The 25,446-nt window shown below is 68.1% G+C and carries 26 protein-coding genes; 13 read left to right on the forward strand and 13 right to left on the reverse strand.

What is annotated here, in order from left to right:
* Window positions 1-11: 11 nt before the first annotated feature.
* Complete coding sequence (locus tag AC06G6_RS02350) at window positions 12-758, reverse strand: CoA transferase subunit A (protein ID WP_479825988.1); 747 nt, start codon at window positions 756-758, stop codon at window positions 12-14.
* A 200-nt stretch (window positions 759-958) separates the two neighbouring features.
* Between AC06G6_RS02350 and AC06G6_RS02355 the strand changes: the two genes are divergently transcribed.
* Window positions 959-1,762: an IclR family transcriptional regulator gene (locus AC06G6_RS02355; RefSeq protein WP_479828828.1), complete on the forward strand. Its 804-nt coding sequence runs from the start codon at window positions 959-961 to the stop codon at window positions 1,760-1,762.
* Between the two features lie 14 nt (window positions 1,763-1,776).
* Here the strand turns inward: AC06G6_RS02355 and nadE are convergent, their stop codons facing one another.
* Window positions 1,777-2,598 (reverse strand): ammonia-dependent NAD(+) synthetase, encoded by an 822-nt coding sequence (nadE, locus tag AC06G6_RS02360; protein ID WP_479825990.1) that lies wholly within the window; start codon window positions 2,596-2,598, stop codon window positions 1,777-1,779.
* Window positions 2,599-2,775: 177 nt separating this feature from the next.
* Here nadE and AC06G6_RS02365 point away from each other — a divergent pair, with 177 nt between their 5' ends.
* Both AC06G6_RS02365 and AC06G6_RS02370 read left to right on the forward strand, forming a co-directional pair.
* Window positions 2,776-3,930: an FAD-dependent oxidoreductase gene (locus AC06G6_RS02365; RefSeq protein ID WP_479825992.1), complete on the forward strand. Its 1,155-nt coding sequence runs from the start codon at window positions 2,776-2,778 to the stop codon at window positions 3,928-3,930.
* Between the two features lie 105 nt (window positions 3,931-4,035).
* Window positions 4,036-4,623 carry a dihydrofolate reductase family protein gene (locus AC06G6_RS02370; protein WP_479825994.1) on the forward strand — a complete coding sequence of 196 codons (588 nt, stop codon included), beginning with the start codon at window positions 4,036-4,038 and terminating at the stop codon, window positions 4,621-4,623.
* A 21-nt stretch (window positions 4,624-4,644) separates the two neighbouring features.
* Here the strand turns inward: AC06G6_RS02370 and AC06G6_RS02375 are convergent, their stop codons facing one another.
* From AC06G6_RS02375 to acsA, 5 genes are read right to left on the reverse strand one after another with little or no spacing between them, the layout of a single operon-like run.
* Complete coding sequence (locus tag AC06G6_RS02375) at window positions 4,645-4,887, reverse strand: acyl carrier protein (protein ID WP_479825996.1); 243 nt, start codon at window positions 4,885-4,887, stop codon at window positions 4,645-4,647.
* Between the two features lie 13 nt (window positions 4,888-4,900).
* The gene (locus tag AC06G6_RS02380) at window positions 4,901-6,364 is read right to left on the reverse strand and encodes a dihydrolipoamide acetyltransferase family protein (protein WP_479825998.1); all 1,464 of its coding nucleotides are present in this window, start codon (window positions 6,362-6,364) and stop codon (window positions 4,901-4,903) included.
* Window positions 6,357-7,337, reverse strand: a complete 981-nt coding sequence (locus tag AC06G6_RS02385; RefSeq protein ID WP_479826000.1) for an alpha-ketoacid dehydrogenase subunit beta — start codon at window positions 7,335-7,337, stop codon at window positions 6,357-6,359. The genes AC06G6_RS02380 and AC06G6_RS02385 overlap by 8 nt, the downstream gene beginning before the upstream one ends.
* Entirely contained in the window at window positions 7,334-8,374 is a 1,041-nt protein-coding gene (gene pdhA, locus AC06G6_RS02390) for a pyruvate dehydrogenase (acetyl-transferring) E1 component subunit alpha (protein ID WP_479826002.1), read from the reverse strand. Before pdhA ends, AC06G6_RS02385 begins: the two co-directional genes overlap by 4 nt.
* On the reverse strand, window positions 8,371-10,248 hold the full coding sequence (gene acsA / locus AC06G6_RS02395) for an acetate--CoA ligase (protein WP_479826004.1): 1,878 nt from the start codon (window positions 10,246-10,248) through the stop codon (window positions 8,371-8,373). The genes pdhA and acsA overlap by 4 nt, the downstream gene beginning before the upstream one ends.
* Before the next feature lie 141 nt (window positions 10,249-10,389).
* On the opposite strand from acsA, the gene pyrE reads away from it, so the two are divergent.
* The 4 genes from pyrE to AC06G6_RS02415 all read left to right on the forward strand — a co-directional run bounded on the left by pyrE (window position 10,390) and on the right by AC06G6_RS02415 (window position 13,664).
* A complete protein-coding gene (gene pyrE, locus AC06G6_RS02400; protein WP_307461824.1) occupies window positions 10,390-10,974 on the forward strand; it encodes an orotate phosphoribosyltransferase in 585 nt (194 codons plus the stop codon).
* Between the two features lie 92 nt (window positions 10,975-11,066).
* Window positions 11,067-11,840, forward strand: a complete 774-nt coding sequence (locus tag AC06G6_RS02405) for a GAF and ANTAR domain-containing protein (RefSeq protein ID WP_479826007.1) — start codon at window positions 11,067-11,069, stop codon at window positions 11,838-11,840.
* A 94-nt stretch (window positions 11,841-11,934) separates the two neighbouring features.
* Window positions 11,935-12,540 carry a hypothetical protein gene (locus tag AC06G6_RS02410; protein ID WP_479826009.1) on the forward strand — a complete coding sequence of 202 codons (606 nt, stop codon included), beginning with the start codon at window positions 11,935-11,937 and terminating at the stop codon, window positions 12,538-12,540.
* 83 nt (window positions 12,541-12,623) lie between these two features.
* The gene (locus AC06G6_RS02415; RefSeq protein ID WP_479826011.1) at window positions 12,624-13,664 is read left to right on the forward strand and encodes a thioesterase domain-containing protein; all 1,041 of its coding nucleotides are present in this window, start codon (window positions 12,624-12,626) and stop codon (window positions 13,662-13,664) included.
* Between the two features lie 4 nt (window positions 13,665-13,668).
* On the opposite strand, the gene AC06G6_RS02420 is transcribed toward AC06G6_RS02415, so the two are convergent.
* Entirely contained in the window at window positions 13,669-14,523 is an 855-nt protein-coding gene (locus tag AC06G6_RS02420) for an HAD-IIA family hydrolase (RefSeq protein WP_354351940.1), read from the reverse strand.
* Window positions 14,524-14,590: 67 nt separating this feature from the next.
* Between AC06G6_RS02420 and AC06G6_RS02425 the strand changes: the two genes are divergently transcribed.
* The 4 genes from AC06G6_RS02425 to AC06G6_RS02440 all read left to right on the forward strand — a co-directional run bounded on the left by AC06G6_RS02425 (window position 14,591) and on the right by AC06G6_RS02440 (window position 18,013).
* Entirely contained in the window at window positions 14,591-15,262 is a 672-nt protein-coding gene (locus AC06G6_RS02425) for a TrmH family RNA methyltransferase (RefSeq protein WP_479828829.1), read from the forward strand.
* Window positions 15,263-15,409: 147 nt separating this feature from the next.
* Window positions 15,410-16,357, forward strand: a complete 948-nt coding sequence (locus AC06G6_RS02430) for a hypothetical protein (RefSeq protein ID WP_479826013.1) — start codon at window positions 15,410-15,412, stop codon at window positions 16,355-16,357.
* A 205-nt stretch (window positions 16,358-16,562) separates the two neighbouring features.
* Window positions 16,563-17,582, forward strand: coding sequence for a class II fructose-bisphosphate aldolase (fbaA, locus tag AC06G6_RS02435; RefSeq protein ID WP_479826015.1), 1,020 nt, complete (start codon window positions 16,563-16,565; stop codon window positions 17,580-17,582).
* Between the two features lie 2 nt (window positions 17,583-17,584).
* Window positions 17,585-18,013 (forward strand): DUF3151 domain-containing protein, encoded by a 429-nt coding sequence (locus AC06G6_RS02440; protein WP_479826017.1) that lies wholly within the window; start codon window positions 17,585-17,587, stop codon window positions 18,011-18,013.
* A gap of 132 nt (window positions 18,014-18,145) precedes the next feature.
* Here the strand turns inward: AC06G6_RS02440 and AC06G6_RS02445 are convergent, their stop codons facing one another.
* On the reverse strand, window positions 18,146-18,778 hold the full coding sequence (locus AC06G6_RS02445; RefSeq protein WP_282378176.1) for a uracil-DNA glycosylase family protein: 633 nt from the start codon (window positions 18,776-18,778) through the stop codon (window positions 18,146-18,148).
* Window positions 18,779-18,949: 171 nt separating this feature from the next.
* Window positions 18,950-20,158, reverse strand: a complete 1,209-nt coding sequence (locus tag AC06G6_RS02450) for a cobalamin-independent methionine synthase II family protein (RefSeq protein ID WP_479826020.1) — start codon at window positions 20,156-20,158, stop codon at window positions 18,950-18,952.
* A 402-nt stretch (window positions 20,159-20,560) separates the two neighbouring features.
* Here AC06G6_RS02450 and AC06G6_RS02455 point away from each other — a divergent pair, with 402 nt between their 5' ends.
* The gene (locus tag AC06G6_RS02455) at window positions 20,561-21,850 is read left to right on the forward strand and encodes an adenylosuccinate synthase (RefSeq protein WP_479826022.1); all 1,290 of its coding nucleotides are present in this window, start codon (window positions 20,561-20,563) and stop codon (window positions 21,848-21,850) included.
* 240 nt (window positions 21,851-22,090) lie between these two features.
* Entirely contained in the window at window positions 22,091-22,288 is a 198-nt protein-coding gene (locus AC06G6_RS02460) for a hypothetical protein (protein ID WP_479826024.1), read from the forward strand.
* On the opposite strand, the gene AC06G6_RS02465 is transcribed toward AC06G6_RS02460, so the two are convergent.
* From AC06G6_RS02465 to sfnG, 3 genes are read right to left on the reverse strand one after another with little or no spacing between them, the layout of a single operon-like run.
* Complete coding sequence (locus AC06G6_RS02465) at window positions 22,285-22,779, reverse strand: CoA-binding protein (RefSeq protein WP_479826025.1); 495 nt, start codon at window positions 22,777-22,779, stop codon at window positions 22,285-22,287. The two genes, AC06G6_RS02460 and AC06G6_RS02465, sit on opposite strands and share 4 nt — an antisense overlap.
* On the reverse strand, window positions 22,779-24,236 hold the full coding sequence (locus AC06G6_RS02470; RefSeq protein ID WP_479826027.1) for an O-acetylhomoserine aminocarboxypropyltransferase/cysteine synthase family protein: 1,458 nt from the start codon (window positions 24,234-24,236) through the stop codon (window positions 22,779-22,781). Before AC06G6_RS02470 ends, AC06G6_RS02465 begins: the two co-directional genes overlap by 1 nt.
* Complete coding sequence (gene sfnG, locus AC06G6_RS02475) at window positions 24,236-25,444, reverse strand: dimethylsulfone monooxygenase SfnG (protein WP_479826029.1); 1,209 nt, start codon at window positions 25,442-25,444, stop codon at window positions 24,236-24,238. The genes AC06G6_RS02470 and sfnG overlap by 1 nt, the downstream gene beginning before the upstream one ends.
* Window positions 25,445-25,446 lie beyond the last annotated feature (2 nt).

Below are 25,446 nucleotides of genomic sequence, written 5' to 3' on the forward strand. Positions count from 1 at the left end.
GGGGCGGGCGCTTAGGCCGGGACGGAGGCGGCGGCTGCGGCGGCCGCTTCGGCCGCTTCGGCGCGGGGGCGGACCGTGCGCTGTTCGATGTCCTTGACCCGGTCGCTGGCCTGGACCAGGCGCTGGATGAAAACGCCGGGAGTGATGATGTGGTGGGGATCCAGGACGCCGGGTTCGACGATGACCTCGGCCTCCGCGACGGTCACGGCGCCGGCTGCGGCGACGACGGGGTTGAAGTTCTGCGCGGTGTAGCGGTAGATCAGGTTGCCGTCGGTGTCGGCGGTGTGGGCGTGCACCAGGGAAACGTCGGCCTTGATGGCGCGTTCCAGGACGAATGTCTCGCCGTCGAACTCCGCGAGCGGTTTGCCTTCAGCGACGAGGGTCCCGACGCCGGTCTTGGTGTAGAACGCCGGGATACCGGCGCCGCCGGCGCGGAGGCGCTCGGCCAGGGTGCCCTGCGGGGTGAACTCCACCTCCAGCTTGCCGGCGAGGTACTGCTCGGCGAAGAGCTTGTTCTCGCCCACATAGGAGGCGATGACCTTGCGGACCTGGCCGGCTTCAATCAGCACGCCGAGGCCCTTGCCGTCCACGCCCATGTTGTTGGACACCACGGTGAGGTCCTTGACGCCTGAGTCGCGCACCGCCTCGATCAGGTCAGCCGGGATGCCGCTGAGGCCAAAGCCTCCGACGGCGAGCGTCATGCCGTCCCGCAGTACGTCCTGCAGCGCGGCGGCCGCTCCGCATTTCAGCTTTGACATTGGATCTCCTCATTGAGCTCTTGACGCAATCCACGTTGTGGACTGTTCCTCTGGTGTTGGAGCCTACGGTGCCGAATTGGGGGCTGTCAATGGATGATTTTGGCGTCAAAGGTGCCGTTTTTACAGTGTGGACGGTAGGCTATAGACCATCCACAATGTGGATAGTTTGAATGGATCCAATGCAAAGTCCGAGGAAAATGATGTCTTCATTACCGGTCCAGGGCGCACAAGTCGTCAGCCGCGTGGCGTCCCTGCTGCGCATCGTCGGGCGGAAACCGGAGGGCTCCCCGCTCGTGGAACTCGTCAGGGAATCCGGGCTCACCCGCCCCACCGTGCACCGCCTGCTCAGTTCGCTGGCCGCCGAGGGGCTGCTGGACCAGGACCCGGCCAGCGGCAACTGGGTGCTGGGACCGGAAATCCTGCTGATGGGTTCGGTGGCCTCGGCGCGGTTCCCGCTGGAGGACACCGCCCGGCCCAGCCTCCGCCGGCTCGCCGAGGCGACCGGTGAAAGCGCATTCTTCTCCATCCGGCGCGGCGCCGAAACGGTGTGCCTGCTCCGGGAGGAGGGCAGCTTCCCGGTGCGGTCCTTCGTGCTGCACGAGGGCGTCCGCTTCCCGCTCGGGGTCGCCTCCGCGGGGACCGCCATCATGGCCTTCCTGCCCGAGGCGGAGCAGGAGGAACTGCTGGCAGACTGGCCCGCGCACGCGGGAAGTTTCGCGGCAGCCCACACCGAGGCGCTGGTCCGGGCCAACCTGGCCGCGACGCGGCAGGCCGGCTATTCGGTGAATCCTGGGCTCGTGCTGGAAGGCAGCTGGGGGATGGGGGCAGCGGCGTTCGACCAGCGCGGGCGCCCGGCCTGGGCGCTGTCACTGACCGGCATCGAACCGCGCTTCAAGGGGGAACGCCAAGCGATGCTGGGCCGCCTGCTGATGGACGAGGCCCACCGTATCTCCACACTGCTGCAGGGCACCACCCACGCGCAGGGGAACTACCCGGACCGCTGACTATCCGTGGCCGGCTACTTCCACCAGGTGTCGAAGATGGTGACCGGGACGGTGCGCTTGTGCCGGGTGCGGAGGTATTTCTCTTCGATCAGCTCGGCCTCGGCGTCGGGGATGTCGCGGCCCTCAAGGTAGTCATCGATCGTGTCGTAGCTGATGCCCAGTTCGTCCTCGTCCGTGCGTCCGGGCTGGCCGTCGAGGAGGTCGGCCGTGGGCACCTTCTCCCAGATCCGGGCCGGGGCGCCCAGCTCGGCCAGCAGCGCACGGTTCTGGCGCTTGTCCAGCCCGAACAGCGGCAGGATGTCCGCGCCGCCGTCGCCGTACTTGGTGAAGAAGCCGATGACCGATTCCGCGCCGTGGTCCGTGCCGATGACCAGGTAATTGTGCTCGCCGGCGAGGGCATACTGCGCGATCATGCGGGTGCGGGCCTTGGTGTTGCCCTTGTGGAAGTCGGAGATGCCGTTGCCCACGGTCTTTTCGAACTCGTCTTCAAAGCCGTCCACGGCCGCGGAGATGTTGAACGTCCACTCGGTCTTTGCCTGGATGAAGTCCAGTGCGGCCTGGGCGTCGTGCTCGTCGTGCTGCACGCCGTAGGGGAGGCGGACGGCGACAAAGTTGGCTTCCACACCTTCGGCCGTGAGCTCATCGACGGCCAGCTGGGCCAGCCGGCCGGCGAGGGAAGAGTCCAGCCCGCCGGAGATCCCGAGGACGAATCCCTTGGTGTGGGTCGCCTTCAGGTAGTCCTTGAGGAACGTGACGCGTTTACGCACCTCCCCGGCGGGGTCGATCCGGGGCAGCACGCCCATTTCTTCGATGATCTTCGCCTGGAGTTCACGCATGACTCAAAGCCTAGTCAGCGGTGTCAACCGTGCTCAACTGTGTCCGTCCGGCCGGCGCTGCGGATTGCGGGTGGCGCTACGCTTTCGGACCGGCGCTACGTGGATCTCCGCCGCGCCGGTCCGGAACCGCCGCGAAAACCCCTCCCGCGGCACCGCGCGCAGGCGTAGCGTATGGCCATGGAGAAGACCGGATGTGTGGTGGTCGGCGGCGGGCCGGCGGGCATGATGCTGGGGCTGCTGCTGGCGCGGGCCGGCGTTCAGGTCACGGTGCTGGAGAAGCACAATGATTTCTTCCGGGACTTCCGCGGCGACACCGTCCACGCCTCCACGATCCGGCTGATCGATGAGCTGGGCCTGGGCGAGGAGTTCCGCCGGCTGCCGCAAAGCCGGCTGAGCAACGTCGCCTTCCCTGTCCCCGGCGGTCCGCCCGTGACCATGGGCAACTTCGATTCGCTGCCGCCGCCCTACAACTACGTGGCCATGATGCCGCAATGGGACTTCCTGAACTTCCTGGCCGACGCCGCCGCCCAGGAACCGTCCTTCAGCCTGCGGATGGGCCACAAGGGAACCTCGCTGGTCCGCAACGGCGGCCGGGTCACGGGGGTCCGCTACCGGACCGCTGACGGGGCCGGGGGAGAGATCCGCGCGGACGTGGTGGTGGCGACCGACGGACGCCATTCCGCCCTGCGCGCCGCAGCAGGTCTGGCCACGAAAGAGTATCCCGTGCCGTTCGACGCCTGGTGGTTCCGCCTGCCGCGCTACGCCTCCGAGCCTGGCGCCGTGGCAGGAATAATTCCCGCGTTCGGCCGGGGTGAGGCCCTCGTCGCGCTCAACCGCACCGACTACTACCAGATGGGGTACCTGGCACCGAAGGGAACGGACGCCCGGATCCGCGCCGAGGGCATTGAGGGCTTCCGACGCCGGATCGCAGCGCTCCGCCCGGACCTCGCCGACCGGGTGGACGCCATCGCGTCGCTGGAGGATCTGCGCTGGCTGGACGTGCGCCTGGACCGGCTCCGCCAGTGGCACATCAACGGACTGCTCTGCATCGGCGACGCCGCCCACGCCATGTCCCCGGCGGGCGGGGTCGGGATCAACTTAGCCGTCCAGGACGCCGTGGCCGCCGCGGAGATCCTTGCCCCTGCGCTGCTCCGCGGGCAGGTGCCACGCGCCGAGCTGGCCAAGGTCCAACGGCGGCGTCAGAGGCCCACGGTGATTGTCCAGACTGTACAGCGGATCATGCACCGCCTGATTTTCGGTCCGATCATGACCGGAAAGCGGTCCGGGCGCCGGCTGTCCTGCTGTTCCTGGGCAGGCGCATACCGGCCATAGGCAGGGTGATGCCGCGCTTTATCGCATTCGGACCGCGGCCGGAACACGCCCCCGCGTTCGCCCGGCGCGCCCCGCAACGCCGGTAGCAGAGATGAGGAGCCGATCATGGGTCAACTGGTTGTCCAGGAATTCGTGACCGCCGACGGGTTCGCGGCCAACACCAACAACGAATTCAACGCCTACGAGATGCTTGAAGGCGGCACCGCGGAGTTTGACCGCAGCCAGCTGGCATGGCTCGACACCGTGGACGCCATGGTGCTCGGGGCCGCCACCTACCGGATGTTCGTGGAATTCTGGCCCACGCCGGCTTCGGACGGGGAAGTCATAGCCCCGGCGCTGAACGGTCTCCGCCGCTTCGTGTTTTCCCGCAGCCTCAGGAACGCGCCATGGGGCGACCTGCCCGCGGCAACCATCGAATCCGGCGACGCGGTCGAGGCGATCCGCCGGATCAAGCACGAGGTCGAGGGCACCATTGTGCTGTGGGGCAGCCTGACCTTGAGCGAGGCGTTCTTCGCCGCCGGCGAAGTGGACTCCGTGCGGCTCGTCGTGATGCCGATCGCGATCGGCGCAGGCCGAGGCGTGTTCCCGGCCCGCCAGGATCCGACCCTGCTGAGCCTGCGGAGCGCGAAGACCTACGACGCCGGGCTGGTCGAGCTCGACTACGCGGTCCGCGCGGTGCGCTCCGGCCCGTAGTCGCCGGCCCGGAGGTCCGGCTCAGCCGTGGGTCTCGAGGTAGCCGATCAGTCCCTTTACGGTGGCCACTGCCGGGTAGTCCCGCTCCGGGATGTCGACGCCGGTGGCCGTGTCGATCGTTTCAACCAGCCGGAGGAAATCCAGCGAATCGAGCTCGAGGTCCTGCCGGAGCCGGGCGCCCTCGTCCACCTCGGCCAGGTCCACGTCCGGCGCCACCTTGCCCAGAGCCGCCTCCACGGCCGCCCTGGCGTCCTGTTCGTTCATGGTTCCTCCCGTTTCACAGTTGCTCCGGTGCCTGCAGCAGCTCGTCGATCCGCGCCAGGTAGCGGCCGCCGCGCAGCCCGTCGCTGACCCGGTGGTCGGCGGAGAGTGTGGCGGTTACGGCGGGCCGGACGCCGAGCATCCCGTTCAGCGCCCACGGCTGTTCCAGGACCCGGCCGAAACCAACCATCGCGACCTGCGGGGGATAGATGACGCCGAAGACACTTTCCACACCGAGGTCCCCGAGGTTCGTCACCGTGATCGTGGGATCCGCCATTTCGGCGCGCTGCAGCCGTCCGGCCCGGGCACGGCCGACGAGGTCCCTCAGCTGCTCCATCAGCACATCGACCGGCAGCGTGTCCGCGTCGTGGATAGCCGGGGCCACCAGGCCGCCGCGGCGCAGGGCGACGGCGACACCAAGGTGCACGGATGCGCTGGGCCGGAACCCGCCGTCGTCGTAGAACCCGTTCACCTCCGGGACGTCCTTGGCAGCGAGCGCCGCGGCCTTGAGCAGCAGCGCGGAGGGGACCAGCCGGGCGGAGACCGGCCGCTGGGCGTTGACGGACTGCATCCAGTCGACGGCGGCGCGCAGGTCCAGGGTGGTGCTCAGGTAGTAGTGCGGGATGGTCTTCTTCGAGCGCGACATCAGGGCACCGACGGCGCGGCGCAGGCTGGCCACGCGCTCGCGGGCCTCGTCGGTCTTCCCGGAAACCGTGGCGGCGGCGGCGGCGGCGGGCACCCCGGCGGCCGGCTCGTTGGCTGTTACTCCCGCGGGAGCTCCCGGTGCGGCCTCCACCGGCGCCTCAACCAGACCGGACTCCTGACCGGCCTCCACCTGACCGGACTCCGGTGGGCCCTCCCCAGGGGCTGCCACCAGGCCGGCCTCCGGGCGGCGGGCAGCGGCCTGCTGCACATCCGCCACGGTCACGGCACCCTCCGGTCCCGTGCCGCTGACCGCGGAGAGTTCGACGCCGAGTTCGGCCGCGAGACGCCTGGCCCGCGGCGAGGACCGGACGTGGGCTTCGGATGGCCTGGCCGCCACGGCGTGTTCCACATCGGCCCGCGTGATGGCGCCGGCCTTGCCGGTGCCGTGGATCCTGGCGGTGTCGACGCCCAGCCGGTGTGCCAGATGCCGCACCGGAGGGGCGATCGGCGGGGTAAGCGGCGGCGCCTCCCCGGTCTTCGGGGCCCCGCGCCGGACCGGGGGCGGCGGCGCCTCGTGACTGGGTGCCCCCACCTCGGCCGGGGTCTGGGCGATCCGGGCCAGCGGGGTGCCCACCGGCACGGTCTGGCCGAGGTCCACGAGCAGTTCGGCGACGACCCCCTCCTGGAAGGACTCCACATCCATGACCGTCTTGTCGGTGTCCACCACCGCGACGAGGTCCCCGCGGCGCACATAGTCGCCGGGCTTCACCAGCCACTCGACGATCTTGCCGTGCTCCATGTCAGCCCCGAGGGACGGCATCAGGAAGTCACCCACCGGCCCCGACCGCCTCCCTGGCTGCGGCCACGATCCGCTCGGCGGACGGCAGGGCAGCCAGTTCCAGCTGCTTGGAGTAGGGGATCGGCACCTCGGCACTGCAGACCCGGCCCACCGGGGCGTCCAGGTCATAGAAGGCGTTTTCGGTGATCCGGGCGCTGATCTCGGCGGAGATGCTTCCGCTGCGCCATCCCTCATCCACCACCACCGCCCGGTGGGTCCTGCGCACCGAGGCGAGGATCGCGGCCTCGTCGAGCGGCCGCAGGGTGCGCAGGTCCAGCACCTCCGCGTCGATGCCCTCATCCGCGAGCTGTCCGGCGGCGTCGAGCACGGCCGGAAGCGTGCCGCCGTAGGTGATCAGCGACAGATCGTCCCCGGGGCGCCGGACCGCGGCGGTGTCGATGTCCACCGGCCCGGCGTCGTCGTCGAGTTCCCCGGTCACGTTGTACAGCGAGCCGTGCTCGAAGATCAGCACCGGGTCGGGATCCTGCAGCGCGGTCCACAGCATGCCGCGGGCGTCGGCGAGCGTGGCTGGGGCGAGGATGCGCAGGCCGGGGATGTGCGCGTACCAGCCCTCAAGGCTGTGCGAATGCTGCGCCCCGAGCTGGCGGCCGGCGCCCGTGGTCATCCGGATCACGATGGGGACATTGAACTGCCCGCCGGACATGTGCAGCAGCGAGGCGGCGTTGTTCACGATCTGGTCCAGCGCGAGCAGGCTGAAATTGACGGTCATGATCTCCACGACCGGGCGCATGCCGCCCAGGGCCGCCCCGATGCCCGCTCCGACGAAACCGGACTCCGACAAAGGCGTATCGCGGATCCGGGCGGGCCCGAATTCCTCCAGCAGGCCCAGGCTCACCGCGAAGGATCCGCCGTACGCCCCGACGTCCTCGCCCATCAGGAACACCCGCTCGTCGCGGAGCATGGCATCGCGGATGCCGGCCCGGAGTGCCTCGCGGTAGCTGGATTTCATGGCTCCAGCCCTTCACCGGTGCCGCCGCCGGTTCTCGGGCCGGCGCCGCGCTCGCTGTAGACGAAGCGGGTCAGGTCCTGCACCAGTTCGGGGGTTCCGGCTTCGGCGAATTCGACGGCGGCGGCCACTTCGGCGTCGGCGTCCGCCTCGAGCTGGTCCCAGTCCTGCGCGGAGAGCTGGCCGGCGGCCTCCATCGCGGCGCGCAGCAGGTTGATCGGGTCACGTTCGAGCCAGCGGGCGACTTCGGCCTTGTCGCGGTACCGTTCCGGGTCGAACATCGAGTGCGCCCGGAAGCGGTAGGTGCGCAGCTCCAGGAAGTGCGGGCCGCCGCCGGACCGGACGGCGTCCACCGCGCGCCGGGCCGTTTCCTCGACGGCCAGGACGTCCATGCCGTCCACAGCCCACGCCGCGATCTCGTAGGCGGCAGCCTTGAGCGCGATGTCCGTCTGCGATTCCGAGCGGCCCAGCGCCGTGCCCATGGCGTAGAGGTTGTTCTCGCAGCAGAACAGCACCGGCAGCTGCCACAGCGCGGCCAGATTGAGGCTCTCGTGGAACTCCCCTTCCGCGACGGCGCCTTCCCCGAAGAAGCACACGGTCACGCGGGAGCGCCCGGCCATCTTGTCCGCGAGGGCCAGCCCGACGGCGAGCGGCAGGCCGCCGGCGACGATCGCGTTCCCGCCGAAGAAGCGGGTGGCGGCGTCGAACAGATGCATGGACCCGCCGCGGCCGCGGCAGCAGCCCTCGACGTAGCCGTACATCTCGGCGAGGATCGCCCCGGCGGGGACACCCCGCAGGAGGGCATGGCCGTGCTCCCGGTAGGTCGCGACGACGGCGTCCTCCGGCGCCAGGGTCTCCAGCACCCCGGCCGCGACGGCTTCCTCACCGATGTAAACGTGCAGGAACCCGCGGATCTTGGCGGCGCTGTACAGCTCGACGCATTTCTCCTCCAGCCGGCGGACACGGAGCATCTGCAGCAGCAGATGCCGCCCGTGGGCGGGGTCCAGGGTGGGGGCCGGCGGGTCCAGGGGCCCGCTCATGGCTGTGGCCCCGGCCGCTGTCCGCCCGGCGCTTGCCCGCCCGGCGCTTGTCCGCCCGGTTCCGGCGCGCCGGCCGGCGTCTCGATCGTGGAGGTGTCGCCCTCCGGCAGCCCGAGTTCTCGGGCCTTGAGCAGGCGCCGGAGGATCTTGCCGCTGCGCGTCCGGGGCAGGGCCGTGGTGAAGTCCAGCAGCCGCGGCGCCACCGCCGGGCCGAGCCGCTTGCGGGCGAAGCCGATGATCTCCAGCTGCAGGTCCTCCGAGGGTTCCCAGCCGGGCCGCAGTTCCACAAACGCCTTGACCACCTCCCCGGCCACCGGGTCGGGAACCCCGATCACCCCGGCCTCGGCCACGGCCTCGTGTTCCATCAGGGAGCTCTCCACCTCGAACGGGCCGATCAGGTGCCCGGAGGACTTGATGACGTCGTCGCCGCGTCCGACGAACCAGTAGTAGCCGTCGGCGTCGCGCTTGGCGAGGTCGCCGGTGAGGTACCAGCCGCCCACAAAGCAGCGGCGGTAGCGCTCCTCCTCATGCAGGTAGCCGCGGAACATCGACGGCCAGCCCGGCCGCAGGGCCAGTTCGCCGACCGCATCCGGCGCCGTCACGAGGACCGCCTCGCCGTCGCGGACGACCGGCCTGTCCTGGGCATCCCGGGCCACGATGCCCGCCACAACGCCGGGCAGCGGCCGGCCCATCGATCCGGGGCGGATCTCGGTGGCGGCGAAATTGGAAATCATGATGCCGCCGGTTTCGGTCTGCCACCAGTTGTCGTGCACGGGCTGGCCGAAGGCCTCCTGGCCCCAGACGACGACCTCGGGGTTGAGCGGTTCGCCCACGCTGGCGACGAAGCGCAGCGCGGACAGGTCATGGCCCCGGGCGCGGTCCGCCCCGGCCTTCATCAGCATCCGCAGTGCCGTGGGGGCGGTGTACCAGACGGTGACGCGCTGTTCGGCGAGGATCCGGTACCAGCGGTCCGCGTCCATCTCCTCCTCGTCCACGATCGTCGTCACCCCGTGGGTCAGCGGCGCGATGACGCCGTACGAGGTTCCGGTGACCCAGCCGGGGTCGGCCGTGCACCAGTACACGTCCTCCGGGTGGAGGTCCAGTGCCGCGGTGCCGGTCGCGTGGTGCGCGGTGACGGCGTCGTGCACGTGGATGGCGCCCTTCGGCGTCCCGGTGGTGCCGGACGTGAAGTGCAGCAGGGCCATGTCCTCGGCCTGCGTCGCCGCGATCCCGCCGTCGGCCGGGGCTGCGCGCATCAGCGCGGCAAGGTCCAGGGTGCCCGGTTCCGGGCGGCCGTCGGCGTCGGTCAGCAGGACGTGCCGGAGTTCCGGGAGCGAGCCGCGGAGGTGGGCAATTTTCTTGCGGTAGAGGGCCCGGGTGGTGACCAGTGCCCGGCCGGATCCGAGCTGCAGCCGCTGGCGGACCGGTTCCGGGCCGAACGCGGAGAACAGCGGGCAGAAGACGCTGGCGTTCTTTAGCGTGCCCAGCACCGCAATGTACAGCGCGGGTCCGCGCCCGGTGAGCGAGAAGACGCGCTCGCCGCGACCGACGCCGAGGCTGCGCAGCACCCCGGCAAAACGGCTGGTTTGCTCCGCGAGCTCCGCGAAGGTCAGGGAGTGGCTGCTGCCGTCGGCCCGGACGAACCGCAGCGCCTCGTGCCCGGCATGCCCCCCGGCTGCGTGCCGGTCCACCGCCTCGTAGGCGATGTTGACGCCGTGGCCACCGGGCAGCCCGGCCAGTTGATGCCGGGCCTCGTCCCAGGAGAAGCCGGCACAGGCCGCGTCATAGTCCAACAGGTTCGGCCGGACCCGGAAGCTGCCGACGTCCTTGCGAATGGCGGGCCAGCGGGTCGAAGGTTCCGTTCCTGCCGTCATGGTTCCATCGCACTCCTGCCCGGCACGGGTTCCTAGAGTACAAAGACCCGCCGCCGGACCAGGGGAGCCGGCAGGAGGCGGGGCCGACATCAAAGTGGCCGGCTGGGAATCCGGTGCCGGCCAGCCACTAAACTGGGTCCCATGACTGCCAACAGTGCCCCTGCAGCTGACACCGCTGCCGCCCGTGCCCGCCTGCTTGAACTGATCAAGGAGCTGGCCGTCGTGCGCGGCAAGGTCATCCTCTCCAGCGGCGCCGAGGCCGACTACTACATCGACCTGCGCCGGATCACGCTGCACCACGAGGCCTCCAAGCTGGTCGGCCAGGTCATGCTGTCGATGCTGGATGACGCCGGCATCGACTTCGAGTGCGCTGGCGGACTCACCATGGGGGCCGACCCGGTGGGCACCGCCGTGATGCACGCCGCCGTCGACGCCGGACGCCCCGTGGACGCCTTCGTGGTCCGCAAGGCGCAGAAGTCCTACGGCATGGGCCGCCAGGTGGAGGGCCCCTCCGTCGAGGGCCGCAAGGTGCTGGTGCTGGAGGACACCTCCACGACCGGAGGCTCCGCGCTGGCGGCCGTCGAGGGCGTCCGCCGGGCCGGCGGCAACGTCGTCGCCGTCGCCGTGATCGTGGACCGCGACACCGGTGCCAAGGAAAAGATCGAGGCAGAGGCCGGAGTTCCCTACCTCTTCGCCTTCGGCAAGGACGAACTCGGCCTCAGCTAGGAGTTCACCCCTCAGCGGACGCGTGTGGACGGTGGATTGACCGTGAATTATCATTTTCAGATATCCACCCACCCCTCCGGAGATCAAGCGCCATGCTCCTACCCGAAGAAATCCTCGAATCTGAGCCCCTCAGCACCGTCGACCAGATCCAGAACCTCATCCTGGACAGCGCCGATTTTGAGGACTTCCTCAACGAACTCGCTCGTTTCTCCGCCCACCAAGTCGCCGGCACCGGCGACGACGCCCTGTGCGGCATCACCCTGCTGCGCGACCGCAAGGCCGCGACCATCGGCTGGAGCAGCGACTCCGCCCGCGAGGTGGACGAAATCCAGTACCGGCTTTCGCAGGGCCCGTGCCTGACGGCGGCCCAGGAGGAACGTGAAGTCTACGTCCCGGACCTGTTCGATGAGGACCGCTGGGGCCCGGACTATGCCAACGCCGTCGCGTCGCACGGCCTTCGTTCGGTGCTTTCCGTGCCGTTCCACCTGCAGGGCGAAGCCCAGGCGGCGCTGAACCTGTACTCCGATGTGCCGCACAAGTTCGACGGCGACGTTGCCGCCCGGGCGCGCGGCTACACCCGCCAGATCTCGCAGGCGCTCCGGCTCGCGGTCCGCTTCTCCCTGCACACCGACAGCGCCACGAACCTCCGGGCCACGCTCGAATCCCGCACCGTGATCGACATCGCCATCGGGATCGTCATGGCACAAAACCGCTGCAACCAGGAGACGGCCGTCCGGATCCTCACCGACGCGTCCAGCAACGGCAACGTCAAGCTGCGTGATATCGCCGCCTCCCTGGTCCAGTCGGTGGGCGGCACCACCTCGCGGACGCACTTCGAGGAACCCGGCCGGAGACAAACCGGCTAACCGGTACCGGCGTATGACTTGTGCGCACCTCCTGCGGCCGATACCCTGATCGAGGTTGAGCCGTCGGCCATAGACACCCTTTTTTGGAGTACCTATGGACACCTCGTTGAACGCCCACGCCAAGCTGGACATCGCCTCAGATGTCCTCCGGATCGATGTCCGGGGCAGCCTCACGCAGCACTCCCGCCCCAGCCTGATGCAGCTGATCCAGCGCGTCCGCCGGATGGGCATCACGTCCCACATCCGGGTGGACCTCGGCCGCGCCGCCTTCGTGGAGTCCGCTGCCCTGGCGGGCCTCCGCAACGACCTCAACGCCATCGACGGCGCCGCGGCGCTCGTCGACACCGCCGGAGCCCTGCCGAGCTCGGCCGGCGTGTCCCTGGAGCTGAGTCCGTCCCGGGATACCGCCGTCGCCGCGCTGCCGTCCCTCGATCTCTCGGCGGACTTCACCGCGTCCATTGACACCTCCGGGACACGGCCGCTAAACGTCTTCTCCGACGCCGAACTGCTCGCCGCGAGCGACTCCGTGTTCGGCCTGCTGGACAATCCGGCGGACATGGCCCGATCGCAGCTCCTCGCGACCTACGACGAAATCGGCCTCGAAATCAGCCGCCGGGAAGCCGGACCGGCAACCGTCCGCCACGACGTCGGCCTGGAAATCAGCCGCCCCGGGTTGGGCCGGGAACCGGAACCGGCCTAGGCGGCGCCAGCCGACCACGCTGTAACTGAGCTGTTATCCGGCACCGTTTCTGATCCGCGTTCCTCGGTGGCTACGGTAGAGATGTGCCGCGTGAGCCTGAAGTTGAGGATGTGGGCGGGAACGGCGATGCCGACGCCCGTGTGCTCCGGCACGCCGCCGAACTCCGGCGGTTCTCCCGGCGGGGCTTGCTGATCGGTGCCGGCGCCGCCTCCGTGCTGGCGGCGGACATGCTGCTGACCCGTCGGGTGCAGGCCGAACGCCGCGTTCATAAAATCCTCACGGTGCCGGACGAGACCGCCGAGAAGTACTTCCCCAACGCCAGCTGGTTCCTCTTTCCCGGCTACAAGACGAGCTGGGAGGAAGCCCTGTGGATCCTGAACGCCCTGCGTGGTGCGCTGAACAAGCGCGGCCAGCTCGCCGCCGTCGGGTACTCCAATGTGGGCCTCGACATCGACCAGATCGTCATCGCCGTGGTCGAGCACGCGCGGGCGCATCAACTGACCACGTTCTACTTCTACGGCCACAGCTTCGGCGGCATGGTGGCCACCCAGGTCGCGGCCCGGCTCCGGGAACTGCACGGGATTGAGGTGGCGTTTATCCTGCTGGACTCCAGCCCGTACAGCAAGTACGACGTGCTGGACCAGAGCTGGTTCGAGGGCGTCGTGTTCCTCTACGAGAGCGGCTTCCGGTTCCCCTCGGTGCTGCGCGGCGGCTACGAACTTGGTGAGCGAATGATGCACAAGGACGAGCGCAGCTGGGGGCAGGTCGTGGACCAGACCCTGGAGCAGCTCTCGCCGATTGCACCCTCCAGCGTGCTGATCCAGTCCGAGTCCGCCTACATCTACCACTATGACGCCACCCGCTTCGCCGGCAAGCTCGGCGGGACCCGGATGGCCTTCGTCGGCAACCCGCGGGACCGGACGGTCGACTACGAGACTGCCCGGGACTCCTGGTCGCTGATCTTCAAGGACAACATGGCCGCCGATTCACTGCGGACCGACGGCGCCCAGCCGGCGCACGCCAGCCCTGGCTGGAATCCGTTCATCTACCGGCCGATCATCGAGGAGCTGCAGGACGGGATCCTCCCGCTGCCCTCCGGCGGAGGCAAGAAGACCGCCTTCTAGGGTGCTAGATCTGGTTCTTCAGGTCGGCCACGGAGTTCAGGATCTGGTTGGGCCGGAACGGGTAGGCGGCGATGTCGTCCTTGTGGGTGATGCCGCTGAGGACCAGCACCGTGTGCAGCCCCGCTTCCATCCCCGCGATGATGTCGGTGTCCATACGGTCACCGATCATGGCCGTGGTCTCCGAATGCGCGTCGATCTGGTTCATGGCCGAGCGGAACATCATCGGGTTCGGCTTGCCCACAATGTAGGGTTCCCGGCCCGTGGCCTTCGTGATGAGCGCCGCGATCGCGCCTGTGGCCGGCATCGGGCCGTCCTTCGAGGGGCCGGTGGCGTCAGGGTTGGTGGCGATGAACCTCGCCCCGCCCAGGATCAGCCGGATGGCCATGGTGATGGCTTCAAAGGAGTAGGTCCGGGTTTCGCCGAGCACCACGAAGTCCGGGTCCTGGTCGGTGAGGATAAAGCCGGCCTCGTGCAGCGCCGTCGTCAGCCCCGCTTCGCCGATCGTGTAGGCGCGGTTGCCGGAATCCGAGCCGCGCACCTGGTCCTTGAGGAACTGGGCCGTGGCCAGGGCGGAGGTCCAGATGTTCTCCTCGGGGATTTCCAGGCCCGAGCTCTTCAGCCGGGCGGCGAGGTCCCGGGGGGTGAAGATCGAGTTGTTGGTCAGGACGAGGAAGCGCCGGGACGTGTCCACCCAGCGCTGGATGAGTTCAGCGGCGCCGGGGATGGGCTGGTTTTCGTGGACCAGGACACCGTCCATGTCCGTCAGCCAGCACTCGATCTCCTGGCCGCTGCGGTACACGGATTTGGATGAAAGCACGTGGTCCGCGTCTTCCCTGTGGTCTGCCTGCTGCTCCGCCATGCTGTCCTCCGCCGATAATGTGCCGATGCCAGTCCCAGTCTAATGTTGAGTCGTGACTGAACCCGAGATCCCCAGCGAAACCCTTTCCGGCACCCCGGCGGAGCCGGAGCCGGAGGCAGAGGCCAAGGCGGAGGTCGGCGTCGGGCCCTGGGAAGGGGAACTGCCGGAGGGCGCTCACTGGGACCCGGACCTCCTGGCGGACGGTGACCGCCGCAACGTGGTCGATAAATACCGCTACTGGAAGCACGAGTCGATCGTCGCGGACCTGGACTCCAAGCGGCACAACTTCCACATCGCGATCGAAAACTGGCAGCACGACATGAACATCGGCACCGTCGTGCGCAGCGCCAACGCGTTCCTGGCCAAGGAAGTCCACATCATCGGGCGACGCCGGTGGAACCGCCGCGGGGCCATGGTCACCGACCGGTACCAGCACATCCGGCACCACCCCACCGTCGCGGACTTCGTGGCGTGGGCAGAGGGGGAGGGCCTGGCCATCATCGGCATCGACATCTTCCCGGACTCCGTTCCGCTGGAAACCTATGAACTGCCCAGGGACTGCGTGCTGGTGTTCGGCCAGGAGGGCCCGGGACTTTCCCCCGAGGTCCACGAAGCGGCGGTGGACACCCTGTCGATCGAACAGTTCGGCTCCACACGATCCATCAACGCCGCCTCCGCCGCCGCCATCGCGATGCACGCCTGGATCCGCCGGCACGTGTTCAACCAGCTCCCGGGGTAGGGGCGCGGCCGGCGCGCTCACATCGAGTTGGCATTTCGTGGCAATGTTTCACGCCAGCACTGCCACGAAATGCCAACTCGATGCCCCCGGCTGCATAGGGCTGTGGATAACTCAACCGAGACGTGATCGAAGCAGGCACAATGGGCCATGCGCAGGGCACCGCTTCCGCTCCATCTCACTACCGGATCCTTTTCCCTGCGTGCCGCGGACCAGGCGGGCGTCACCCGCACGCGCACCGCGGCGCGGGACCTGGTGACGGTCTCTCGCGGCATCCGGATCTGTGCGGGCTCCGCCGCCGCCGGAGCCGCCGCGCTGCGGGCCTACACCGATCTCGACGACGAGGCCACCCTCAGCCTCGGGTCGGCGGCGCGCCTGTGGAGCGCGCCCCTGCCCGGCTGGCTGGAGGAGGACTGGCGCATCCACCTCGCCCGGCGCAGGGGTCTCAGCACACCGCGTCGGGTCAACATCGTAGGGCACCAGTTGGCGCTGCTGCCGGACGAGGTGGTGGAGCTCGACGGCGTCCGGCTCACGTCGCCCGCCCGGACCTGGCTGGATCTGGCCTCGGTACTCAGCATCGACGACCTTGTCATTGCCGGCGATTCCATGGTTTGCCAGCACGGGCCGGAGTTTCCCGTTCCCCGGGAAGCCTTGTGCAGCATCGAAGACTTGCGGCGCATGCTTGAGCGGCACCGGGGAAGCCGGGGCGTGCGGAAGGCGCGGGCCGCCGTCGAGCTAATCCGGGTGGGTGCCGATTCGCCGCCCGAAACGCGGCTGCGCCTGGCGCTCGTGCGTGCCGGGCTGCCCGAACCCGTCCTGAACCATGTCATCTGGAGTGAGGACCCCTGGGGCGGCCCGGGCTCTCCCGTCCTGTGGCCTGACGCCGCCTACCCGCAGCGGCGGATTGCCCTCCAATACGAAGGGGCGCACCACAATGGGGAAGACCAGTATTTGCGTGACATCCGGAGGGCAGACACTACGGCGCGTTCCGGCTGGCTCGAGGTGCGCGTATCCCGTTGGGACCTCGCAGGGGAGCGTCCGGCAGCCGTCCGCAAGGTCCGCGCCGTCCTCGAAGGCCGCATCAGGCCCGCGAGTTGACAGTTCGCGGCAATGTTTTCGCATGATACTGCCGCGAAGTGCGAAATCGATGGGATGCCGCGCGCCGATCACGCGGTCGAGTATTACAGGCACGAGTGACCGGAACCACTGCCCGGGCGAAGGAATGGCTAGGATGGTTCCTAGCCGACGAGGTTCACTCCAGGGTGAGCCCAGCCCGCAGACGAAACTCACTTTAGGAGTCAGCATGCCCATTGCAACCCCAGAGATCTACTCCGAGATGATCGACCGCGCCAAGACGGGTGGCTTCGCCTTCCCCGCCGTCAACGTCACGTCCTCCCAGACCCTCAACGCGGCCCTCCGCGGCTTCGCCGAGGCCGAGTCCGACGGCATCGTCCAGGTCTCCACCGGCGGTGCCGCCTACTGGTCCGGGGCCTCCACCAAGGACATGGTGGCCGGTTCGCTCGGCTTCGCCGCGTTTGCCCGCGAAGTCGCCAAGAACTACGGCGTCAACATCGCCCTGCACACCGACCACTGCCCCAAGGACAAGCTGGACGGCTTCGTCCTGCCGCTGCTGGCAGCTTCCGAGGCCGAGGTCAAGGCCGGCCGCAACCCGCTCTTCAGCTCCCACATGTGGGACGGCTCCGCCGAGACCCTGCCGGAAAACCTGCGCATCGCCCGTGAGCTGCTGGAGCGCACCGCGGCCGCCAAGATGATCCTCGAGGTCGAGATCGGCACCGTCGGCGGCGAGGAAGACGGCGTCGAGAACGCCATCAACGACAAGCTGTACACCACGGTCGAGGACGCCCTCGCCACCATCGAAGCCCTCGGTGCCGGCGAGAACGGCCGCTACATCACGGCACTGACCTTCGGCAACGTGCACGGCGTCTACAAGCCCGGCGGCGTCAAGCTCCGCCCGGAGATCCTCAAGGACATCCAGGAGCAGGTCGGCGCCAAGATCGGCAAGGCCAACCCGTTCGACCTGGTCTTCCACGGCGGCTCCGGCTCCTCCGAGAAGGAGATCGCCGACGCCGTCTCCTACGGTGTGATCAAGATGAACATCGACACCGACACCCAGTACGCCTACACGCGCCCCGTGGCGGACCACATGTTCCGCAACTACGACGGCGTGCTGAAGGTCGACGGCGAGGTCGGCAACAAGAAGCTGTACGACCCGCGCGTCTGGGGTGCCTCCGCCGAGGCCGGCCTCGCGGCCCGTGTGGTCGAGGCCGCCCAGCAGCTCGGCTCCACCGGCAAGACGTTCTAGGCATGTCGGACGAGTTCCGCAAGAACCTGATGGGTCCCGAGCCTACGCTCCTGCCCGCCGAGACTGAGGTCTACGCGGCGCTGGACGCGGGCCAGGAAGCCCTGGACCTGGTGGAAAAGCACCCGACATCCTCGCTGCTTTGGGCAGTGCTGGCCGAGGAAGCGTGGAGCGAGGGCCGGACCATCGACTCCTACGCCTACTCGCGGGTCGGCTACCACCGCGGCCTGGATTCGTTGCGCCGCAACGGCTGGCGTGGCGTCGGGCCCATCCCGTGGGAACACGAACCGAACCGCGGCTTCCTGCGTGCCCTGTATTCGCTGGGCCGGGCTTCCGCGGCGATCGGCGAGGCCGAGGAGCCGGAACGGATCGAGAAGTTCCTCAACGACTCGGACCCCTTCGCCAAGGCAGCCATCGAAGCCGAAAAGCGCTAACCACAACGCGGGGTCGCTTTCGGCCCATTCCGCACCTTGGGATGGGCCGAAAGCGACCCCGCGTTGCTAGTTAAAGTCCGACGGCGGGCGCCCACCACTCAGGTGGGCGCCCGCCGTCGTTGTGGCGAACAATTAGCTGGTCTTGGCCAGACCGGTCCGGGCCATGGCGTCAGCGTAGACGGTGCCCATCTCGTCGAGGTACTGCTCCTGGCGGGCCGGGGTGCCGGCGAAGGCGCGGCCGCTGAGCGAGCGGACCTTGTAGGTCTTGAGGCCGCGGCGCCAGATCATGGGCACCTCGGTCTTGAGAAGCAGGTTCGCGAGGCGGTTGGCCTCGGTGCCGTGGGCCACAATCACCGAGGCGCGGGGCACGACGGCGAGGAACTTCAGCAGCGGCTTCAAGCCTGCGGAGATCTGGTCCGGCGTGAACTTGCCGTTGGGTTCGCCCGGCACGTACCAGGGGTGGACGTTCCACGGCATCACGTACTCGGGCCGCAGGCCGAGCTTCCACTGGACGCCGAGCAGGCGGGTGGCCGCTTCCTCGTCGCCGGCGGTGATGAATCCGGACTCGTCCTCGGTTCCAATGTTGGAGAAAAGGCTGATGATCCGGCACTCGTCGACGTCGTGCAACGGGTCCACATACGGGACGTTCGTGCCAGCTTTGGTTGCCTGCAGCGTGTCGCACAGCTCGTTGACTGCTGCAACGCTAGGTTCGTAGCGGCGGCTCAGAAGCTGTTCGCGTGAATTTTCAGTGGCCAAGGCTGTCATATATTGCTGAGTCTCCTGCGGGTTTGGTAAAGCTGCCAGACCGTACGCGGCATGCCGGGCACCGGGGCATGCCAAGTACGGTGTGGTTTGAAAATGTGGTGTGGACCGATTCCTGGTCGATCCTTATTAGTCTATCAAGCCCTGCGAAATGCCGTTTCGGCCGACGCCGGATTACCAGAGCCGCGTGGTGGCGCGGCGGGCGCCTTCCCCCAGGGATTCCAGCTTGGCGAAGGCGATTTGCGCGTGCACGCGGCCGCCGAGGCCGCAGTCTGTGGAAGCAATCACATTTTCCCGGCCCACCAGGTTGGCGAAGCGTAGGATCCGGTCCGCCACTAGGTCGGGGTGCTCCACGACGTTGGTGGCATGGGAGACGACGCCGGGGATGATGACCTTGCCGTCGGGGAGCCTGGTGTCCTCCCAGACGCGCCATTCGTGCTCGTGGCGGACGTTGGCGGCCTCGAAGGAGTAGCCGCCGGCATTGATCTGCAGCACGGAGCCGATGATGTCCGCGAAGGGGATGTCCGTGGTGTGCGGGCCGTGCCAGGAACCCCAGCAGACGTGCAGCCTGATCTGCTCCGGGGGGAGGTCGCGCAGGGCCCAGTTGGTGGCTTCAACCCTGAGCTGGATGAATTTGAGATAGTCCGCAAGGCTCGGTTCCGGGTTGATCTGGTCCCAGCTTTCGGCCAGCGACGGATCGTCGAGCTGGACCGTGAGCCCGGCGTCGACGATGGCCTGGTACTCCTCACGCATGGCGTCGGCGCAGGCGTAGAGGAGTTCCTCATCGGTTTTGTAGTACTCGTTGGCGACGCGGGCGCAGGAGCCGGGGGAGAGGGAAGCGACGAAGCCTTCGGTCAGCCCGGCGGCGGCCAGGCCGGTTTTGAGGTTGGCAATGTCCGAGGCCACGAGGTCCTGCCCGGTGTAGTGCAGCGGGCCGGCAATCTTCGGCTGCGTGACACTCTTGCGGTGCGCCAGGATCCCGGAGGACGGGTCGTTGTAGGCCTCGTTGAACTTTTGCCGGTCGCGACGGTCCGGGAAGGAAGTCAGCACGATGTTGCCCGGTGTGGAGCGGTGCACCGCGGCGTCGGCCCAGCGGTCGACCTCCGTCGGCTCGAGGCCGCCGAGCCGGCTGAAGGAGTAGTTCCACCACGCCCCGTAGTCCACCGAGCTGGACATCGTGTGGCCGTATTCGCCGTCGTTGGGGATGTCGATGCCGAGGTCCTTCTGCCGCTGGACGATGTCCACCACGGAGGTTTCCAGCAGATCCAGGAACTCGGGGGTGACGCCGTCCGCTTCCCTGGCCTCGTTCGCGGCGATGAGTTCGGGGGTACGGGGCAGGGATCCGGCGTGCGTGGCGCGGATATGGTCGGTGTTCTGGCGCACGGGGTGCTTCCTTTCCATCGGTCCTGGCGGTAGCACCCTTCGCCGGCACAAGGCTGTGTCCGGCCAGGGTTGCTGCGGCGTCAGCGGTCCAGGTCCCTCGGCCGCTCGGGATGGTCAACTCTCACTTAATTCCACCCGGCCGGCCGGCGCAAGTGCGCGCGCCGAAGTTCCGCTGGCTGGACGCCTGGGCGCGGGCCGCAGCCAGCGGGAAGTCCATTGGATGGTCAAATGAACTGCCGCGACCGTGATCGGCTAAACTTGGGTGGTAAGAGCCCCGGACTCTGGCGTTGATGGTAAGAGCACAGCGGTAGATTCGGGGCATTCTCATGAACGGCGCTGAGTTCCGTTGACCACCCTGGTGAGTCACGCGGACTTCGGCCCGAACGAATGGGGGAGGATCCCATGCCAGCAATCGTGATCGTCGGAGCCCAATGGGGCGACGAAGGCAAAGGTAAGGCCACTGACCTGCTTGGTGGCCGAGTCGACTACGTCGTCAAGCCCAACGGCGGCAACAATGCCGGGCACACCGTCGTCGTAGGCGGTGAGAAGTATGAGCTCAAGCTCCTTCCGGCCGGCATCCTGAGCCCCAACGCGATACCGATCATCGGCAACGGCTGCGTGGTGAACCTCGAGGCGCTGTTCCAGGAGATCGACGGCCTCGAAGCCCGCGGCGCCGACACCTCCAAGCTGCGTGTCTCCGCCAACGCCCACCTCGTGGCGCCCTACCACCAGGTCCTGGACAAGGTCACGGAGCGGTTCCTCGGCTCCCGCGCCATCGGCACCACCGGCCGCGGTATCGGCCCGGCGTACATGGACAAGGTGGCCCGCCTCGGCATCCGCGTCCAGGACGTCTTTGATGCCTCGATCCTGCGCCAGAAGGTCGAAGGGTCGCTGCGGCAGAAGAACGAACTCCTGGTCAAGGTCTACAACCGCCGCGACATCGAGGTGGATGAAATCGTGGAGTACTTCCTGTCCTTCGCCGAACGGCTCCGCCCGCTGGTCATCGACAGCACCTATGTCCTGAACACCGCCCTGGACGAGGGCAAGGTGGTCCTCATGGAAGGCGGCCAGGCCACGTTCCTGGACGTTGACCACGGCACCTACCCCTTTGTGACCTCCTCGAACCCGACGGCCGGCGGCGCCTCCGTGGGCTCGGGCATCGGCCCCACCCGCATCTCGCGCTCCATCGGCATCATCAAGGCGTACACCACCCGGGTGGGCGCGGGCCCCTTCCCCACCGAGCTGTTCGACGAGATGGGCATGTACCTGCAGAAGACGGGCGGCGAGTTCGGCGTCAACACCGGCCGGCCGCGCCGCTGCGGCTGGTACGACGCCGTGCTGGCGCGCCACGCCTCGCGCGTCAACGGGTTCACGGACTACTTCGTCACCAAGCTGGACGTGCTCACGGGCATCGAGCAGATCCCGGTCTGCGTGGCCTACGATGTTGACGGCGTCCGGCACGATGAAATGCCGATGACCCAGACCGAGTTCCACCACGCCAAGCCGATCTTCGAGCACTTCGACGGCTGGACCGAGGACATCACCGGCGCCCGCACCCTGGAGGACCTCCCGGAGAACGCCAAGAACTACGTGCTGGCGCTCGAGAAGCTCTCCGGCACGCGCTTCTCGGCGATCGGCGTGGGCCCGGACCGTGATCAGACGATCGTGATCAACGACCTGATCAACGACTGACGCTTCAACAATTGAGGTACGACGGCGGCGGATCACCTGGAAAGGTGCCCGCCGTCGTCGTCATAGTCCCCGTGATTGCCGGCTGGGCCGGCCCGTACGGGATGCCCGGGGATATTGACCCGGAATCCTGTCCGAGCCACGATGAAAGAAGCAGCACTCCCGGCACACCGATGGCCCCCATTGCAGACTCTTGGGCAGCGACCCGAGTCAAGCAGGGGAAGCCACACGAAAGGACGCGACATGAGCGACATGCCCGGCGCAGAACGTCGCCACAGCGAGGCTCCGGCTGAGGGGGATCCGACCGCCGACGTGTCGGAGATCCGGCTCCATTCCCAGGAACCGGCCGAGGGCGAAGATTTCGTCGACGCCGCACCCGGCACGCCACCGACCCCCGGAACAGCAGGGGTCGACGACGCCGGCCCGGCCCAGGAACCTTAGGCCAGGACCTGGCGCCTGGAGGATATGACCCCGGTGTCGAAGCCGGCCAGGTGCAGGCCGCCGTGGAACCGGGCATGCTCAATCTTCACGCAGCGGTCCATCACGACGTCGAGCCCTGCAGCTTCCGCTTCCTTCGCCACGTCCTCGTGCCAGGAGCCGAGCTGCAGCCAGAGCGTCCTGGCGCCGGCGGCGATGGCCTCGTCCAGGACTCCCGGCAGGTCATCGTGCTTGCGGAAGACGTCCACGATGTCCGGGCTCTCCGGCAGGTCCGCGAGCGAGGCGTAGGTCTTCTCGCCCAGGATCTCCTTCACCACCGGGTTCACGAAGTACACCTTGTAGCGCGTGGAGGACTGCAGGTAGGTCGCCACAAAGTAGCTCGCCCGGGACGGCTTGTCCGAGGCGCCCACAATCGCGATCGATTTCGCCTGCCGCAGCAGGTTCAGCCGCTCCGGCGCCGACGGCCCGGCCCAGGTTCGCTCTTCAATGGTCATCAGTTCGCTCCAATCGTGCAGGTGTCAGCCTCTGGTGCATCCGCACGCGGCTTAGCATTCCCGGCTTTCCCCGGACTCGCAAGCTCGTCCGGGGACCCCGAGCCGGTCTCTTCACCGCCTCGTTCCTCGGCGGCGCGATGCGCCGCTTCCGCGGATACACCGTCGGCCCCCATGAAACACGCCAGGTCCAGGGCCTGGTCAAGGTCCCAGAGGATGTCCTCGATGTCTTCCAGGCCGATCGAAATCCGGATCAGGTCCTCGGGGATACCGGCGGATTCGAGCTGCTGCGGGCTGAGCTGCTGGTGGGTGGTGGAGCCCGGGTGGATCACCAGGGTCCGTGAGTCGCCGACGTTGGCCAGGTGCGAGGCCAGCTGCAGGGACTCGATGAACTTCTGGCCCGCGGCCCGGCCGCCTTTCACGCCGAAGGAGAACACCGAGCCCGGTCCCAGCGGCAGGTACTTTTTCGCCCGCTCGAAGTGCGGGTGCGAGGGCAGGCCGGAGAAGTTCACGTAGGCCACGCGCTCGTCGGCTTCGAGCCATTCCGCCACGGCCTGGGCGTTCTTGAGGTGCTCGTCCAGGCGCTGCGGGAGGGTCTCCACGCCCTGCAGGAGCTGGAACGCGGACATCGGCGACAGCGCGGGTCCGATGTCGCGCAGCTGCTCGCAGCGGAGCTTGGTCAGGAAACCGTACTCGCCGAAGTTCCCCCACCAGGAGACGTTGCCGTAGGACGCGACCGGCTCGGTCATGGTGGGGAACTTCCCGTTGCCCCAGTCAAAGCGGCCGCTCTCGACAATGACGCCGCCGAGGGTGGTGCCGTGCCCGCCGAGGAACTTGGTGGCGGAGTGGATCACGATATCCGCCCCGTGTTCGATCGGCCGCACGAGGTACGGGGTGCTCAGGGTGGCGTCGACGACGAGGGGGATGCCGGCGTCGCGCGCGACCTTGGCCAGCCCCTCCAGGTCCTGGACTTCCGAGGACGGGTTGGCGACCACCTCGACGAAAATCGCCTTGGTGTTCTCGCGGACCGCCGCGGCGTAGTCCGCCGGGTCGGTGCCGGGGACGAACGTGGTGTCCACCCCGAAGCGGCGCAGCGTCACGTCCAGCTGGGTCACGGTGCCGCCGTACAGCTGGGAGGCCGCGACGATGTGGTCGCCGGACTGGGTGAGCGCGGCGAAGGTGATGAACTCCGCGGCCATGCCCGAGGACGTGGCCACCGCGCCGATGCCGCCCTCGAGGGACGCAATGCGTTCCTCGAACGCGGCGACCGTGGGGTTGCCGATCCGGGAGTAGATGTTGCCGTACTTCTGCAGCGCGAAGAGGTTGGCGGCGTCCTGGGTGTCCTTGAACACGAAGGACGTGGTCTGGTAGATCGGCACGGCCCGGGCGCCGTGCTCGGCGTCGGGCGTTCCGCCGGCGTGCAGGGCGCGGGTGCGGAAACCGAACTTGCGGTCGGCCATTACGCGTTCACCAGCTCGCCGGCAGTGCCGGCCGGAACTGCCGGGGTGCCGGACAGGTCCAGTTCGGTGCCGTTCTTCCGGGCGAGGTCGGCCTCGAGTTCGCGGACGATCGGCAGGATGTCCTGGCCGAACGCCGCGACCTCTTCCTGGAAGTGCAGGTAGCCGGTGAGGAACAGGTTCACGCCGATTTTCTTGTACTCCACGATCCGCTCGGCGATCTGCTCCGGGGTGCCGATCAGCTGGGTCTTGAAGCCGTCGTTGTACTGGACCAGGTCCTCGAAGCTGGAGTCGGCCCACATGCCCTTGCCGTCCTTAGTGGAGGCGCCGGCTTCCTGGACCGCGGCACGGAAACCCTCGACGGCGGGCTTGTGCGCCTTCGCGACGATCTCGCGGAGCGTGTCCCGGGCTTCCTTCTCGGAATCGCGGGCGATCACGAAGCCGTTCAGGCCGAACTTGGGGGAGGGGAGGGCCCCGTCGGTCCCGCGCCGGGTCTCGCCGGCCGCGGCGACGACGCCGGCGATGTTCTCCTTGAAGCCTTCGAGGTCCTTGCCGTTGGAGAAGTACCAGTCCGCCACGCGGCCGGCCGTCGCCTGCGCGGCGGTGGAGTTGCCGCCGAAGAAGATCTCCGGGTGCGCCCGGCCCGGAACGTCCACCGGGGCCGGGTTCAGGGTGAAGTTGTTGATGTTGTAGTACTTGCCGGACTGGCTGTAGTCCTGCTCGGTCCAGAGCCCGCGGAGGACCTTGATGAACTCCTCGGTGCGGACGTAGCGTTCGTCGTGCTCGAGCCATTCGAGGCCGAAGTTCTCGAACTCGGCCTTGAGCCAGCCGGAGACGATGTTCACGGCGGCGCGGCCGTTGGAGATGTGGTCGGCGGTGATGATGAACTTCGCCAGCACACCGGGGTGCCACATGCCCGGATGGACAGCGGAGATCACCTTCAGCCGCTCGGTGGCGGCCAGCAGCGCGAGGCTGAACGAGGTGGCCTCGTGCTGCTTGTCCGCGCCGTAGGAGGCTGCGTAGCGGGTCTGGGTTAGGGCGTATTCGAAGCCGGAGTTCTCCGCGATCCGGGCCAGTTTCTTGTTGTACTCGAAGTCCCAGCCGGTGCGCTGTTCGATCGTGGAGACCACGAGGCCGCCGGAGACATTCGGAACCCAGTAGGCGAACTTGAGCGGATCGGAAAGACGGGCGACGTTGCTGATGTCAGTCATGG

The organism is Arthrobacter sp. CJL-S3, from assembly GCF_056711635.1.